Source organism: Zhenpiania hominis, from assembly GCF_014333425.1.
GTDB lineage: Bacteria > Bacillota > Clostridia > Peptostreptococcales > Anaerovoracaceae > Hominibacterium > Hominibacterium hominis.
Genome location: NZ_JACRYT010000006.1, coordinates 39,873 through 55,094, shown reverse-complemented (window position 1 = coordinate 55,094; position 15,222 = coordinate 39,873). Strand labels below are relative to the sequence as shown.

The following is a 15,222-nucleotide window of genomic DNA, read 5'->3' as shown; positions in this document are numbered from 1 at the left end:
GCCTGGTTTCTAGTGTCGAATAACGGAAACCGGGAAATCGTATTCCTTGATCCAACCTTCTATTCTATCCAAGTCCTCATCGCTCAGGCTCGGATCGCCTTCAATCGGATAATCCATGCCCAGCTGGATATATTTATTAACGCCCAGCTTATGATAAGGTAAAAGGTCGATTCCTTCAAAATTTTTATAATCTTTATATGGCATCAAAAATTCGATCACGCCGCGGATTTCCGCTTCGCTGTCGTTGATGTCCTTTAACATCGGCATTCTGATTTTCACATGCTTTCTGCGGTGGAGAAGTTCTTTCAGATTTTCCAGAATCATCTCGTTTCGCACGCCGGTCAGTTCAAAATGCCGGTCAGGATCAATATGCTTGATATCAAAGAGGAACAGATCAACAAACTCCGCAAACTTCAAAATCGTATCCTTCTTCGTATAGCCGCAGGTTTCGATTGCCGTATGGAACCCCTCCTGCTTACATGCCATCAACAGGTTAATCGCCGCTTCCGGCTGAGATGTTACTTCACCTCCGCCCAGCGTAACGCCTCCTCCTGATTGCTCATAAAAGGCTCTGTCCTCTTCCACATATTCCAGAAGCTCAGAAATGCTGCACTGTTCTCCGGCAACTTCCAGCGCCGAGTACAGACATGCCTCCGTGCATTTATGGCATCCCAGACAATCCTTGCTGCGGTCGATCCGATGTTCGCCTTCTGCCGAAATACTGTGCAGCCCCGCGGGACATACTGGAACGCATGCGCCGCATCCCACACAGAACGTCGGCTTGAGCATAATCTGATACTTCCGCTGCAGACCCTCCGGATTGGAGCACCATTTGCAACGGAGAGGACACCCTTTAAAGAAAATGAGCGTCCGGACTCCTGGCCCGTCATATATGTTATATTTCTGTCTGTTGAAAATGAATGCCTTTCTTTCGATTACATTCATATTGTTGTCGCTAGCCATGAATCTGTCTCCTGCTTCTGATTCACATTATTTTCATCTGCCGGCCGCAGGAATTTTCTCCCGCAGCCAGCAATCTATAATAGGTTAATGCCCAGCTTTTTAGAATTTCGTCAACATTGTTCTGCTGATGATTTCATCCTGTACATCCTTACACAGTTCATTGAAGAACGCGCTGTATCCAGCTACGCGGACAACCAGATCCTTGTACTGTTCCGGATGCTTCTGCGCATCGATAAGCGTCTTGTTGTCCATATAGTTGAACTGCATTTCACCGTTTCCGAAGGCGCATGCGGTACGCAGCAGCGTAATCAGGCCGTTTTCTCCTTCCGGAGTATCCAGCAGTCCTGCCATCAGCTTGAAGTTGTGTACCAGTCCGATGTTCATGTTGTCGTTGGACAGCTTGGAAACGGATTTGATAATCGCAGTCGGGCCCTTGAAGTCCGCACCCTGCGTCGGGCTGATACCATCGGACAGCGGGCTCCATGCCGCACGTCCATTGGCGGACGCGCCTGTCATCTGACCAAACGGAGTGTTGTTGGAGATGGACAGAGTTCCGTGGCTCAGTGTAGAGTAGAGTGTCTTGTACTTTCTGTGTTCCATTTCCGTAAAGTTGATCAGGTCTGCCGCAATCAGGTCTGCGTAATCGTCATCATTACCATACTTCGGCGCCGCAAGGCAGTCCGCCTTCACCTGTTCATATCCTACGAAGTCTGCTTTCAGCGCTTCGTTCAGCTGCTTTAATGTATATTTTTTGTCATCAAATACCAGCTTTTTAATCGCCGCCATGGAGTCCGCGTAAGTCGCCAGTCCGGACCATACAACTCCAGGTCCGAAGTTATACATTGCTCCGCCTGCGGAAACGTCTTTTCCGTTTTCCATACAACCCTCGAACATGATGGACATCAGAGGCTTTGGAGCCAGATCTCTGTGAACGCGCTGGGAAATTACAGTCGCCACATCGGTCCACTTTGTAATATATTTAATCTGCTCTTTTACCGCCGCGTCGAACTGTTCGTAAGTCTTATACTGATCCAGGTCACCCAGATCCGGCGTTACCTGTTTGCCGTACCAGAGGGGAACGCCATGGTTCAGAACCAGCTCAATACAGATCGGCCACTGCGTATAAGAAGTGGAAGTCCACTGGTACAGTCTTCCGGATTTCTGCGGTTCTACGCAGCCCATCAGGCAGTAGTCTCTGGCGTCTTCAATGGACACGCCCTTGGCCAGCATCATCTTGATATGGGTATCATCGAAGTGGCATGCCGGGAATCCCATTCCGGAACGTACAACATCCACGATCTTCTTCATGTATTTCTGCGGCGACTTGTTATGGATACGGCATGCCAGAGACGGCTGATAAATCTTTACGTGCCTTACCGCGTCCATCAGCAGATAAGTCAGTTCGTTTGTCGCGTCCTGTCCGGATCTTGTCACACCGCCGACGCACATGTTTACGAAAGGCTGATATCCGGCGAAGAACTTGGAGCCGCCTTCACTGGTGATCCACATCATTTCAGACATCTTGATCAGCATGCAGCCTGCCAGTTCAAAGGCCAGGAAGTTGTCCATACGTCCGGAATCAATGTCTGCCTTGTAGTACGGATACATATACTGGTCTACACGTCCGATGGACATACCGGTCTGGTTTTCTTCTACCGGCAGCAGGGATTCTACGGTAAATACCGCCTGAATGGCTTCCCAGAATGTATCCGGTTTGTGTGCCGGTACCTTGGCGTTGATCTCGGAGATCTTCTGCAGCTCTGCCTTTCTCTTCGGATCGCTTTCCTTCGCTGCCAGCTCCGCCGCGTACTGAGACATTCTTCTGGCATAAGCCATTACTCCTTCTGTCGTCTCAATAACGGACTTATAGAAATAGATCTTATCCAGATCTTCCGGATTTTCATAATCCAGCTGAGCCAGATGATCTCTCGCTTCCTGCTGAATATCCATCATACCCTTCTTCATGAGGATTACATCATAACCCGGGTTAGAGTCTCCGCCGCCGTTGATGGCATGGTAGGAACAGTCGGAAACAAAGGATTCGCCGGACAGCTCCCATACGCCTGCTTCACGGTACTGGCTCTCACAGTATTCGTCAACGGATTTGCCTTCCCAGAACGGGAACAGCTCTTCTCTCATTACCTTCTTGTCTTCCTCTGAAATATAGAACGGGTCCTGCGGACGATCGCCGATGGTGTCAATTTCATCCACCATCCATCTCCACGCGATATCCGGGGAGAAAGCTCCCGCGCGAGGCGCTCCGTTGGGCGCGCCGACGATCAGCTCGTTGTCCTGGATAACCAGGGGAGCTGTTTCACAGCAGTAACGGAAGCACTTTGCGCGAAGCAGGATCTTCGGCATACCCGGATTTTCCCTGGTGATCTTCGTTACAGCTCTGGCGCGGTAAGTCGTAATTGACGGTACCTGCTTGAGGAAATTTTCTTTCAGTTTTACAAGTCTTTCGGTAGGTCCTACCGGAACTCCATCTTCATCTACCTGAGTGGTTGCCGCCGCGATGGAGGAATAATATTTCGGGTGTTCTCCGGAAGGCTGAGCCTGTGGAGCCGCCTCCGCCTGCTGCGGTGTCACTTTCGCAACATCGTCCGCTACGGTTTCAAACATCTTCATCAGAGATGCGCGTTCTTCTTCGGACATGTTTTTAGTCGCTTCTGCGAGCTTATTTGAAAATTCACGAATATCCAAAACTCTTACCTCTCTTCTTTCTTAATTCTTTTGCAATAACGGTTTATATCAGAGCACCCGCCGCTTCAGTTCTCAAGTCAGGCTTCTGAGTGCCTGCTTTAAAAGCTGCTGCAGCGTTTGCAGATTTTCATTTTCACTGTGCCTGCTTTCCTTCACAGCTTCGGAGCATTCCGGATTTTGGGGCTGGGCATTTTGGGGAATCCCCATTTTGATATCTTCAATCCGCCGTACCCCATATCCCACCTTTCGAATATAGATTAGATTCATAGGTGAGACATTATCGGATGTAATTCCGTCTCCCGCTGATCCGCTTCCCAAAGTCATAGCCGGAAACAGATTCGTCGTCGCTCCCATACTGCCAAATACCGCCGGCGTATTGACCAACATTCTGCCTACCGGTTTTTTCAGCGCGAACTGGCGAATGACTTCCGGATCATTGGAATGAATAACCAAAGTGTGTCCATGCCGCTCAGAAAGAAGCAACTCAATACACTTTTCACAGGCGTGCATCCAGTCATCTTCAATATAATAAGCCAGTACAGGACACAATTTTTCTTTCGAATACGGATTTGTTTCTGACACGTATTTCTGCGGAGAAATCAGTACCCGGGTTTTTTCAGGAACAGGAAACCCTGCTCTCTTTGCCAGTTCTTTCGCTGTTTTTCCCGCCATCTCCGGATTCGCGCTCCCATCCGGATAATAAAATATACGTCCCAGAGCGTCCGCCTCTTCTTCCTGCATAAAGTATGCTCCCGCCGCTTCCAGTTCTGTCCTCACTTCATTCGCAATACAGCTGTCTACTACAATCGACTGCTCGGCCGCGGAGGCTACTCCATTATCAAAGGTTTTGCTTGCGATAATGTCCTGTACCGCTTGCCGGATATTTGCCGTTCTCTCAATGAACGCAGGTCCGTTTCCCGTTCCACCGTAGATAACCGGTTTCCCGGAATGATAGGCTGCCTCCAACATAGCCGGAACACCTGTATTCATAATCAGAGAAGTTGCGCTGTGGTTCATCAGTTCAATCGTACCAGCCTGCGTTACCGTATGAAGATATGTCAGCGCGCCTTCCGGAAGTCCATACCCTTCCGCCGCCTGAATCATAATATCCAAAGTCTTGGCAATGGACTGTTTTGCTCTCGGATGCGGTGAAAAGATAACGGCGTTTCCTGCCTTAATCGCGATCAACGCATTGTAAATCGTAGTGGACACCGGACTCGTAGCCGGGCAAAGCCCTACAATCACCCCCATAGGAACCCCTACGTCCATGATCTGTTTTTCCTGATCCGTATGAATGATACCTACACACCGCATTCCTTTCAAGTTTGCCGGGAGGTACTCACAGGCAAACCTATTTTTTATGTACTTATCCTGCCAGTTTCCATAATCGGTCTCTTCGCTGGACATAACTGCCAATTCCTTCGAATGCTTCGAAATTTCTTCCGCCATCCGTTCCACAATCTCATCCAGCTTTTCCTGCGGAAAAGTCGCCAGGGTCCGCTGGGCTTCCAGAGCGTTTTCCGCCAGAATGCGAGCTTCTTGAATGGAGAGCAAATCATGATCGATAATGTTCATTCTCATTTGTCTCTCTCCTTTTCTACGTTATCCAAAACAATTAGATGTTCTCATATGGAAGCAGTTTGTCAAGTTCATAAAGCGCCGTAATCTTTTTCAGATCCTCATGAGGTCTTGCGATTACAACGGAACTATACACTTCTGTTCCCATCTCTTCTACTGCCTTTACCCCTGCTTCTACTGCGGTTTTGCAGGCGCCCACATCGCCTTCCACCAGTACGGAGATGTATCCGGACGCGGTGTTTTCAAATCCGATCAGTTCTACATCGGCCGCCTTGCACATAGCGTCGGCCGCTTCAATTACAAATACGATCCCAAAGGTCTCGATCAACCCTAATGCTTCTGTTCTTACTGCCATTTCCGCTCCTCCTTACTGTTCATCGATATCATAGATCGATACGATATCGCCAATCGGTCGGATCGGACGCGGTATTACCTTTGTCGCTGTCAGCTTTCCAATGGCAGAAGCCGCTTCCGCCCCTGCTTTAATGGATGCTTTTACCGCCGCGACGTCACCCTTAATCATGATCGTTACCAGCGTTGATCCTACGTTTTCATAGGAGATCAGTTCCACTTCCGCCGCCTTGAGCATCTTATCACACGCTTCAAGAGCAGGAACCATTCCGACTGTCTCCAAAAGTCCCAGTGCTTCATCCGCATAATACCTTGCCATAAGAGATTCTCCTTTCCAGTTACAGCAAATTCTGTGCAGCAGCCCTATCCACATGGGCTGCCGCACAGGATATTTTTTATTTATTCGTTCGGAAATCCACTATCTAGTCTTTTACGTAGTCGTTGATTACAGCAATACTGTCTGCATTTGCCTTATAATAGATAATCAGATTTCCGTCCTTATCCAGATCCAGTCTGCTCTCCTCAATCAGTCCGTTGGATGCCGCAGTCATCAGCGCTTCGTCCATGGCCTTATCTTTAAAGGCTTTGAATCCGCTGTACTGATCTTTCAGCGCGTTCTGCACATCTGCCCTGCAGGCTTCCTGTCCGTTTGTAAAGAATTTTAAGATCGCCATGTTTAAAGGTTTCATACGTTTATGCCTCCTTTGATGCCTTATCCTGAGCAATGGCCAGCGTGATAATACCGATTACCATCACAACAGCGCCAACCCATCCCTGCCACGGGATTGCGTATCCGTCTGTTCCGAATACCAGACCGCATATAATGAAGCACCAGAACGGTCCCCAGAACGCGTACGTACCGTTGCAGCCCATGCCGAGAGCCGCGCCGCACATGGATGCTCCCTTATACCAGAACTTAAAGGAGAAGGACGCGAACACGCCGCCGATGAAGAACAGCCAGATGGAAGGTCCGTCTGTCAGAGCCTGTCCTACCAGAGCAAGTCCGGAACCGATTCCGTCTCCGCCGATCAGGGAAAGAATGCTTACAAGAATTACGCCGTTTACCAGACCGGAGGTGCACTGACGGATTACAATCGCGACTTCATAGTCAACAATCGCGCACGCGTAGCCGCCAACCGCGCCTTCGATACCCCAGCCGAGCGCCGCGCAGAAACCCGCGATAATACCAATGATGGTTGTTCCGCTGAATCCCATATCGCCGGTGAAGCCGGTGCTGCCGATCAGAACCGCAGCTCCAAAGCAGATTACGATACCCGCGATCATACCGCCGGACAGGGACTGTTTATAGATAATTCTTCCGATAATCGCTCCAATCGCCGCGTTCAGCGCCGCAATCGGAATGATGATGGAACCTGCCATCTGCAGACCTACTACATAAGCCGTAGAAGCAAGCGGACCTCCGATAATCGCCGCGATAATCAGAATTTTTCCCGGTTTTGTCCGGAGGGATCTTCCGAAGTCCCCTAATCTTCCAATGATAGCTGCATAGATAATAGACCATACTGCCGAACAGATGTCGTTTGTAGCCGCTCCTACCGCGCTCAGTACGTATGTACCGGCAAACGCGGATAATGCGGCAGTTGGCGCATACCAGTCAGCCCAGATGCCCTCAGCCATCCCCTGTGTCATAAATGCCGTATAGCCGCCATACAGGAAACCGGAAAGAACACCAATAAAGATTCCTTTAATCCTGAATGACTTCGCTAATTGCTGTTTCGCTTCCAACGCACCGGCCGGCGCGCTCATAGCTCTCTCACTCATAAAAGTTGCTCCTTTCTTTGCCTTAAAACTTTTTAGATAATTGCCGCATATATTCAATTTGAATATTGCCGAAATGCTACAATCTCTAATCCCCAAATCAACAAAGTTTTGAAGTCTTTGCAGTGTTCCCCATTTCGGTTTAAGTATACCCTATCCTCTTAGTGGAATGTCAATAGCGATTTTTTTAACAATCTATTCACAGGCTTACGCGCTCCTGTCTGCTCCCCTATGTAAAATCATTCGTTATTTATGTTTTTTTATTTTTTTCTGACACTTCTACTCAAATGCTCCCGAAGCCTGATTCCTTCAAAAAAATAAGGCACCGGTAAAGAGTAAAACTCTTCCGGTTCCTTATTTGGTCTTTAAATTTATACAATTCATCTTAAATTTAAGGTTCCGCAAACATTCCCCTTAAGGGAACACCTTGTTTCAATATGCCTGCGCGTCCTTCTCCTTGGCTTCTTCCCATGGGAGCACGTCTCCGTCTTCTTTCAGATATTCCAGAAGCTCAGCCAGCCCTTCTCCCGTATAGGCGCTTACAAAAAAAATTTTTTCACAGCCGGCAAGACGCAGCCACTCCGCGGCTTGCTCAGGGTCCCCCAAGGGATGTTCAATTTTGGTTACAATTCCAATTACTTCCCGATTGCACAGAGTCGTAATATTAGGCGGATACAGGGAGAAAGGCTCAATCGAACTTAAAAGCAACCCTACCACATCTGCTTCGTAAGAGTAAACTGCCAGTGCTCCGCCCAAAGTCTTTGTTTCAGCGTACTCTCCCGGCGTATCGATAATAACGTCATAATTATTCACATACTGGGTCTTGTGGTAAGTAATCGTCTCCCCTTTTAATGCCTGGGTAAGCGTTGTTTTTCCCGCTTCACTGCGTCCGATAAATATGATCTTTCGCATCGCGGGCGCCTACCTTCTTGTAATGTCGCAGGTCGTATAACCCAGTTCATTTTTGAAATAGTCAACGATTTCATTCATAGCGGTTTCTACCTCGGACAATCTCCCTGTTATGATTAGCGTTCCGCTGAATCGATCCACAAATCCAAGGTATACATCCCCCGCCTTGATGGCTATATCACTGGCAATAACAGCCGATTCCTGAGGACTCACATTGAGAATTCCGATTGCCGAATTCTGATAATCAATTTCCGGATTCAATCCCAGTTTTTTATATACAATCGGTCTCGGTCCGCCGATGACATGGGCCAGAGTGATCTGCTTACCCGGCACCAGCTCCTGTATAATTCTAAGCTGTCCCTTCTCATCCTGAGGGATCAAATCTTTTATATCCATAAAAATCTCCTTTCCTGTTTGATTTCCTTTCTTAATTTCTTGTTACCTTAATAATTACTTCCGTAACAAAATTCTCGCTCTTTCGGGTTGTCCAGTAATCAGTCACATATCGCTCAGTCGAATCTTCTCCACACCGATATCCGTGCTCCTGTGTCCATCTGAAAACTTTATCATATGTTTCACGGATCGTTTCATGGGGTCCAATATGATAGCAGGACGCCACCATACAGCCGCCCAGAGTCATAACCGGATTATTTCCGCAGTCGGAAATAATTTTCTGCAGGATCCTCGCTTTTGTCGGTTTCCCCTGCATTTTTTCTCTGCAATTAGGAAACCATAAAATAACCGGTCCGGTAATAGCCTTCCCGATTTCCTCCAGGTAGTTCGTCCAGTTAATATTGATGATAGAATCCATATAATTATAATTGAAGTCCTGTTCCAGATAACAGGTAGTTAACGCGTCGCTGTATTTGACGGAAACCTCTGTAACCTGATTTTCGATCACACTTTCTGCCTCTACAATCAGATCATACCAGTCCTGAACGGAGGTATACGCGGTATGAATTTCTTCTTCCTGTTTTTTCAGTTCCGCGATTTTTTCCCGAAACCCCTTTTCATGAGCAGAGTAGGAGCTGCCCTTCAGAAATTCCCTCATTTCCTCCAACTTGAATCCCATCTGTTTAAAATACTTAATAACCGGCACAAACAGCAGCGTTTCTCTGCTGTAAAACCGGTAACCGTTTTCCTCGGAGATTTTATCCGGGCGGATAATGCCAATCTTGTCATAAAAGCGCAGCGCTTTTCTGGAAACATTACAAATTTTACTTACTTCACCAATCGTATAGAGCTGCTCATCATTCATCAAACGCCCTCCCTCAATTTTTGCTCATTCTCATCTGGTTCTCAGTTTTTGTTCCGCATCGTCTAAATTTTTGTATCCATAAAACTCCGCCGTTGTCCTGTGAATCACAAAAGAAGGATTCCTCTCTTTATGTATATCCTGAAGGTACAAAAGCAGGGTTCTTACGGAATAGGTTTTCAGTTCTCCAATCGCGTAGATATGAAAAGACACATCTTGTTCCCCGGTTCCGAAAAGAGGCCGTCCTGTACCGCTGAAAATCGGATACTGTTCCGCGAATTCTTTTTCTCCCCGAATCAGAAGGTTTGCGATCTGATCCACCAATTCCGCTTTTTCCGGCGAAATCCGCGGCAGATGATCTCTCAGATTCTGATCAAAATAATCGGGATCTGTAAATTCCATCATATAGGCGTATTTTTCAGTCAGAAGGTTCCGCCCCTCCCGAATTGCCTGCAGGAGATCTTGCTCATAGCTTTTCAGGGTATCGGCGCTAAACGCGTTATGCTGACTGTACCTCATTGTATAAAAAGTCCATTCGTCATCCTGACATGGAGCACGCCCCCCCGCGTTGTGAACATGATCGAACATCTCCCACTCCATCTCAATGATCTGATTGATCAATTCATCTTTCTGGCTGTTTTTTCGTTTTATTTCTTCTCGCATAATCTCCCTCCTTTTTACGGTATTCCTTCTTTCATTTTTGAGATGTTTGTTTTATCTACAATCCACCATAATCGGAAGACTGCTGAGCCTCTGGTCGCGAATGCTCCTCATCAGTTCCTCGCCATGACTTTGCAGAAACGCATCTGTTGTACGTGTAAAGCCCTTCCGGTTCAGTTCCCTTCCTACTTCAATACATATATCTTCTATTAACCATTCCTTCCGGCTCCGGTTTTCCATTTCGTCACTGAGCAGTACTAATTCCTTCAGTTCATGGACCGTTCCAGAAAGGATCTTCAACTCATCTGCACCCCGAAACGCCCATTTATAAAAGGGCATGTAGCGTTCATTCAGCAGATAAATCGCGGAAAGCGCCGCTCGCACAAATTCTCCGCAGGCCAGATACGCCGCGTAGCTGTCGCCCCGTTTCATACAGCGGGGATAATTGTACTGTCCCGCCTGTGCCATAACAGCAGCCCTCGCCGCCAGCTTTTTTTTCATAACATCCAAAGGATAAAAATCTTTCAGAATACTCCGTATCTGCGAAAAAGTTCCCATTGGGTCACGGAAAACCTGTCCATTTACTGCAGTAGCAAGAAAGCTCTCTGGTATACGAAACCATTCCAAATTATCCTTAGGAGCATGGGTAAGACCTGTATATTTCTGATAAAATCGTTCCAACGAAAATATTCCGACACGCTTGTCCGCCTGCGCCGACTGAATTCGCGTAAAACCGCGATAAGTTTTCGGCAGGCTGTCATAAGCCGCCTGCATGGCATTGCCGATTTCCCGGTAAACATCTTCTGGAATCCAGACGCAAAACCCCGGTCCAAAATCGTGATCCTGAGAAAATTCATCGTCGTATCCCAGACATTCCGATCCTTCCCCTACCAATCCTGCTGCAATCTTTCCCTGATACGGAGCAAAATTTTTCTCAATCATCGGAATTCCATACTCTTCAAAATACGCTTTCGCAAGCTCCATTCCTTTCATAGTCTGCTACCTCCGTCCCTGGCTACCGCTTTTGCCGGCTCTGGCGGACCTTTTGCAGATTTTCCGCCATCATACTGTAATACGGAGTCTTTCCGAAATCACGCTCGATCAGCCGCATCGCCTTCTCATAATATTTTTCGGATTCCTCCAGTCTTCCCGTAAGAAAAAAGACTTCACCCAGTCCAGCACAAGCCGCGGAATAATGAACGTCCTGACCTCCGGTATCCTCTTCAAAAATCCGAATCGCTTCTTCAAAGCTTTCTCTTGCCATTTCCAGTTTGTTCTGCCGCACCTGCAGTTCGCCCAGATTAATATAGGTTGTGGCCAATTCCCCCCTGTATTGGGGAAGCCCTCGTATAATCCGGAAGGCGATATCCAGATCCTGCTCCGCTTCCGCGAACTGACCGGTATCTCGGTAGATCGCGCTGATATTATTGCACAGCGCCGCCATACGGTAATCCCCGGTCAGGCCGCATTTTTCCAGCAGTGTTCTTGCCTTTAGAAACAGCTCCAGCGCCTGTTGCGGTTCCTTTCCATTGATATAGACATCTCCCATATTGATCAGCGCTGTCGCGTAATGCTCTGTGCTCGAAAGTCCCATCTGCTCCAGATTTTCCAGTACTCTGCGGTAAAGCTCCTTAGCCCGTTCAATCTGTCCGGTCACACGGCACAAACCTCCCAGCTCGTTGCAGACTGCCACAATCCCAGAGCGATCTGCTTTTTCTTCTGCCGTTTTCAGCCAGCTATCCAGATACCGCATGGTTTCTTTGCTGTCTTTTTTCTGGAACATAATGTCCAAACCTTTATAAAATTCCTGTATATCAATTCTGTCGTCCATCCTTCTTCCCCCTTTCTATGATTGTAACCGTTTTCATTTTATACTCAAGTATATCCCCTTTGGATCAGAGAAGTCAAGGGAAAAGGCCTTAGACAAGCATAAAATCTATGTTCAAGAAAACACCCATAAATTATGGATAATTTTATCGATTGCAAAAATTATAAAAGGCCCCTTTTCAAATATAGTTTTCTGTTTCTACATCTGAAAAGGGGACACATTTTCAATTGCCTTTCCTGGTGGTGCTTCCAGTGTCTACACGTATTTGCGCATGTATTTAAGCGCGTTTTTTTCCAATCTGGATACCTGCGCCTGGCTGATGGAAATTTCCTGGGCCACTTCCATCTGGGTCTTTCCCTCAAAGAAACGCATCGTAAGAATATTCCGTTCCCTGGGGGAAAGCTTTTTCATCGCTTCAGACAGGGAGATATTCTCAATCCACTTGGCGTCTGTATTCTTCATATCTTTGACCTGATCCATCACATAGACCGCATCTCCGTTATCGTGAAAGACCGGTTCAAATAGTGAAATCGGATCCTGGATGGAATCCAACGCCAACACGATATCTTCCCGCTTCATATCCAGTTCTTTGGCAATTTCCGTCACGTTAGGCTCCCGCTGCAGCAGACGCTCCAGCTTTTCCTTTGCCTGCAGCGCTTTGTATGCCGTATCCCGAAGAGAACGGGATACACGGATACTATTGTTATCCCGAAGATACCTCCGCACTTCTCCGATAATCATTGGCACCGCATAGGTGCTGAATTTTACGCCATGGGATGTGTCGAAATTATCCAGGGCTTTAATCAGTCCGATGCATCCCACCTGGAACAGATCATCGGGATTTTCTCCCCGATTGTTAAATCTCTGAATTACGCTTAACACAAGACGCAGATTCCCTTTTATAAATTCCTCTCTTACCTCTTCATCTCCCGCCTTGACCTTTTCGATCATTTCCATCATCTCTTTGTCCCTATAGCGGGGCAGTTTTGCCGTATTCACCCCACAGATTTCAACCTTGTTAGCCATAAATAAGGTCCTCGCATCCTCGCTTTGCTCCCCTTAAGCGCGGGCGTTTCTTCCCTATCTTATTTATGCGCAGACCGAAGGCTTTTTATTCTATAGGCGTAAAGCTATTTTAAGACATCTTCTAAGATTTTCAGACCTTTGTCGATCTCTTCATAGGTAATTGTAAGGGGCGGCAGAAGCCGGATTTTTTCCTTTGCTGTCAGGATCATCAGGCCTTTTTCCAATGCTTCGTTCACCGCGTCTTTGGCATTCTTTTTCTTCAATTCAACACCTATCATCAGGCCCATGCCGGAAATGGAAGATACCTCCGGAATTGCCGACAGTTTTTCCTTAAAATAGACACCTTTTTTCTCTACTTCCGTTAAAAAGGCATCGTCAATGCGGTTCAGCACTTCCAACGCGCCGGCGCAGGCTACGGGGTTCCCTCCATAGGTCGTGCCGTGGTTTCCGGGTTTCAGCACATCGCAGGCCCGCTCGCCGAACAGGGCGCCGCCGATAGGAAGTCCTCCGCCAATTCCCTTGGCAAAGGTTACGATGTCCGGTTTTACGTCAAAATATTCATAGGCGAACAGTTTTCCCGTTCTGCCGATCCCGGTCTGAACCTCATCGATAATCAGCAGCATATCCTTTCTCTGGCACAATTCTTCCGCGGCCTTGACAAACTCCTTACTGAGATTGACAACGCCTCCCTCTCCCTGCACCATTTCCATCATAATGGCACAGGTCTGATCCGTTACTTTCTCATAAAGATCGTCAATATCATCCGGCCTGCAGTAAGCGAAATGTCCCAAAAATGGATAAAAATCCTTATGATAGGCATCCTGGCCGGTAGCGGTAATCGTGCCCATGGTTCTCCCGTGAAAAGAGTTTTCCAGCGTCACAATCCAGTTGATATCATTTCCGTACTTGTTGTTACTGTATTTGCGGGCTGTTTTGATAGCTACTTCATTTGCTTCCGCGCCGGAATTGGCGAAAAAGACTTTTTTCATACCGGTTCTTTGAGTCAGAATATCCGCGACCCGCGCCTGCGGTTCTGTATAGAAAAGATTGGAAACGTGCTGCAGTTTTTTGAGCTGTTTCGTGACCGCCTTTACCCATTCATCGTCACAGAATCCCAGGGAGTTCACGCCGATCCCCGCGGTAAAGTCGATATATTCCTTTCCTTCCTCATCGACGCATACGGCGCCCTTTCCATGATCCGCCACCAGATCAAAACGCCCGTAGGTGCCTACGATTTTCTCCCGGTCCATCTTTTTGACATCAATCTTCTTCATTGTAGTATTTCGCCTCTCTTTCGCATAAAATCGCCGTTCCGGCTCCCTTGTCCGTAAAAATTTCAAGCAGCATACTGTGAGGGATTCGCCCGTCAAGGATATGGACTCTGGAGACGCCGCAGCGGATCGCGTCAATACAGTTGTTGAGTTTCGGAAGCATTCCCCCTCCGATATATCCATCCTCAATCAGCTGCTCCGCCTCATTTACATAAAGTTCCGGGATCAGAGTTTTCGGATCATCCGGATCTTTATATACGCCGTCAATGTCTGTCAGGAACGCCAGCTTTTCCGCGTTGACCGATTTCGCGATGGCGCAGGCCGCGTCATCGGCGTTAATGTTGTAGGTATGAAAATGTTCGTCCAGTCCCACCGGGAATACAATCGGCAGAAAGTCTTTTTCCAGCAGATCATACAGAACCTTTGGGTTTACTTCCTCAATCCGCCCTACATAACCGATATCTCCGCCTTCCACCTGCTTTTTGGACACCTGGAGCATCCCGCCGTCTTTTCCGCTGACGCCGACGGCTTTTACCCCCAGAGACTGAACCAGGGTCACCAGTTCTTTATTAACTTTGCCCAGAACCATTTCCACCAGTTCCATCGTATCCTCATCTGTTACCCGCAGGCCCTTTATGAAGCGAGGCTCCATCCCCACTTTTTCCACCCACCGGCTGATTTCCTTTCCTCCGCCGTGAACGATAATCGGCTTAAAGCCGACCAGCTTTAATAGTACGACGTCTTCAATGACTTTTTTCTTCAGCTCTTCGTCCAGCATCGCGCTGCCGCCATATTTAATAACGATAATTTTACGATTGAACCGCTGAATGTACGGCAGGGCTTCGACTAAGACTTCCGCTTTATCTAAATACTTTTGATTTACCACCGCTTAGCCCTCC

The 15,222-nt window shown here is 47.6% G+C and carries 16 protein-coding genes; all 16 read right to left on the bottom strand.

Features of this window, described 5'->3' with window-relative positions; genetic code table 11:
- Positions 1–9 precede the first annotated feature (9 nt).
- The 16 genes from cutD to argB all read right to left on the bottom strand — a co-directional run bounded on the left by cutD (position 10) and on the right by argB (position 15,209).
- Entirely contained in the window at positions 10–963 is a 954-nt protein-coding gene (gene cutD / locus H9L42_RS07565; RefSeq protein WP_187302790.1) for a choline TMA-lyase-activating enzyme, read from the bottom strand.
- A 99-nt stretch (positions 964–1,062) separates the two neighbouring features.
- Complete coding sequence (gene cutC / locus H9L42_RS07560; RefSeq protein WP_187302789.1) at positions 1,063–3,666, bottom strand: choline trimethylamine-lyase; 2,604 nt, start codon at positions 3,664–3,666, stop codon at positions 1,063–1,065.
- A 72-nt stretch (positions 3,667–3,738) separates the two neighbouring features.
- The gene (locus H9L42_RS07555) at positions 3,739–5,247 is read right to left on the bottom strand and encodes an aldehyde dehydrogenase family protein (RefSeq protein ID WP_465270652.1); all 1,509 of its coding nucleotides are present in this window, start codon (positions 5,245–5,247) and stop codon (positions 3,739–3,741) included.
- A gap of 34 nt (positions 5,248–5,281) precedes the next feature.
- Positions 5,282–5,599 carry a BMC domain-containing protein gene (locus H9L42_RS07550; RefSeq protein ID WP_187302788.1) on the bottom strand — a complete coding sequence of 106 codons (318 nt, stop codon included), beginning with the start codon at positions 5,597–5,599 and terminating at the stop codon, positions 5,282–5,284.
- 12 nt (positions 5,600–5,611) lie between these two features.
- Complete coding sequence (locus tag H9L42_RS07545) at positions 5,612–5,914, bottom strand: BMC domain-containing protein (RefSeq protein ID WP_187302787.1); 303 nt, start codon at positions 5,912–5,914, stop codon at positions 5,612–5,614.
- Between the two features lie 103 nt (positions 5,915–6,017).
- On the bottom strand, positions 6,018–6,284 hold the full coding sequence (locus H9L42_RS07540; protein ID WP_187302786.1) for a hypothetical protein: 267 nt from the start codon (positions 6,282–6,284) through the stop codon (positions 6,018–6,020).
- Positions 6,285–6,288: 4 nt separating this feature from the next.
- Positions 6,289–7,377, bottom strand: coding sequence for a hypothetical protein (locus H9L42_RS07535; RefSeq protein ID WP_187302785.1), 1,089 nt, complete (start codon positions 7,375–7,377; stop codon positions 6,289–6,291).
- A 429-nt stretch (positions 7,378–7,806) separates the two neighbouring features.
- Entirely contained in the window at positions 7,807–8,286 is a 480-nt protein-coding gene (locus tag H9L42_RS07530; RefSeq protein ID WP_187302784.1) for a EutP/PduV family microcompartment system protein, read from the bottom strand.
- A 9-nt stretch (positions 8,287–8,295) separates the two neighbouring features.
- The gene (locus H9L42_RS07525) at positions 8,296–8,679 is read right to left on the bottom strand and encodes a BMC domain-containing protein (RefSeq protein WP_187302783.1); all 384 of its coding nucleotides are present in this window, start codon (positions 8,677–8,679) and stop codon (positions 8,296–8,298) included.
- 31 nt (positions 8,680–8,710) lie between these two features.
- Positions 8,711–9,541 carry a MerR family transcriptional regulator gene (locus H9L42_RS07520; RefSeq protein WP_187302782.1) on the bottom strand — a complete coding sequence of 277 codons (831 nt, stop codon included), beginning with the start codon at positions 9,539–9,541 and terminating at the stop codon, positions 8,711–8,713.
- Positions 9,542–9,571: 30 nt separating this feature from the next.
- The gene (locus H9L42_RS07515; RefSeq protein WP_187302781.1) at positions 9,572–10,201 is read right to left on the bottom strand and encodes a DUF4125 family protein; all 630 of its coding nucleotides are present in this window, start codon (positions 10,199–10,201) and stop codon (positions 9,572–9,574) included.
- A gap of 51 nt (positions 10,202–10,252) precedes the next feature.
- Complete coding sequence (locus H9L42_RS07510; protein WP_187302780.1) at positions 10,253–11,191, bottom strand: DUF4037 domain-containing protein; 939 nt, start codon at positions 11,189–11,191, stop codon at positions 10,253–10,255.
- 22 nt (positions 11,192–11,213) lie between these two features.
- Positions 11,214–12,029 carry a tetratricopeptide repeat protein gene (locus H9L42_RS07505; RefSeq protein WP_187302779.1) on the bottom strand — a complete coding sequence of 272 codons (816 nt, stop codon included), beginning with the start codon at positions 12,027–12,029 and terminating at the stop codon, positions 11,214–11,216.
- Positions 12,030–12,281: 252 nt separating this feature from the next.
- Positions 12,282–13,052: an RNA polymerase sporulation sigma factor SigG gene (sigG, locus tag H9L42_RS07500; protein WP_187302778.1), complete on the bottom strand. Its 771-nt coding sequence runs from the start codon at positions 13,050–13,052 to the stop codon at positions 12,282–12,284.
- 104 nt (positions 13,053–13,156) lie between these two features.
- Entirely contained in the window at positions 13,157–14,326 is a 1,170-nt protein-coding gene (locus tag H9L42_RS07495) for an aspartate aminotransferase family protein (RefSeq protein WP_187302777.1), read from the bottom strand.
- Positions 14,313–15,209 carry an acetylglutamate kinase gene (gene argB / locus H9L42_RS07490; protein ID WP_187302776.1) on the bottom strand — a complete coding sequence of 299 codons (897 nt, stop codon included), beginning with the start codon at positions 15,207–15,209 and terminating at the stop codon, positions 14,313–14,315. Before argB ends, H9L42_RS07495 begins: the two co-directional genes overlap by 14 nt.
- Between the last annotated feature and the right edge of the window lie 13 nt (positions 15,210–15,222).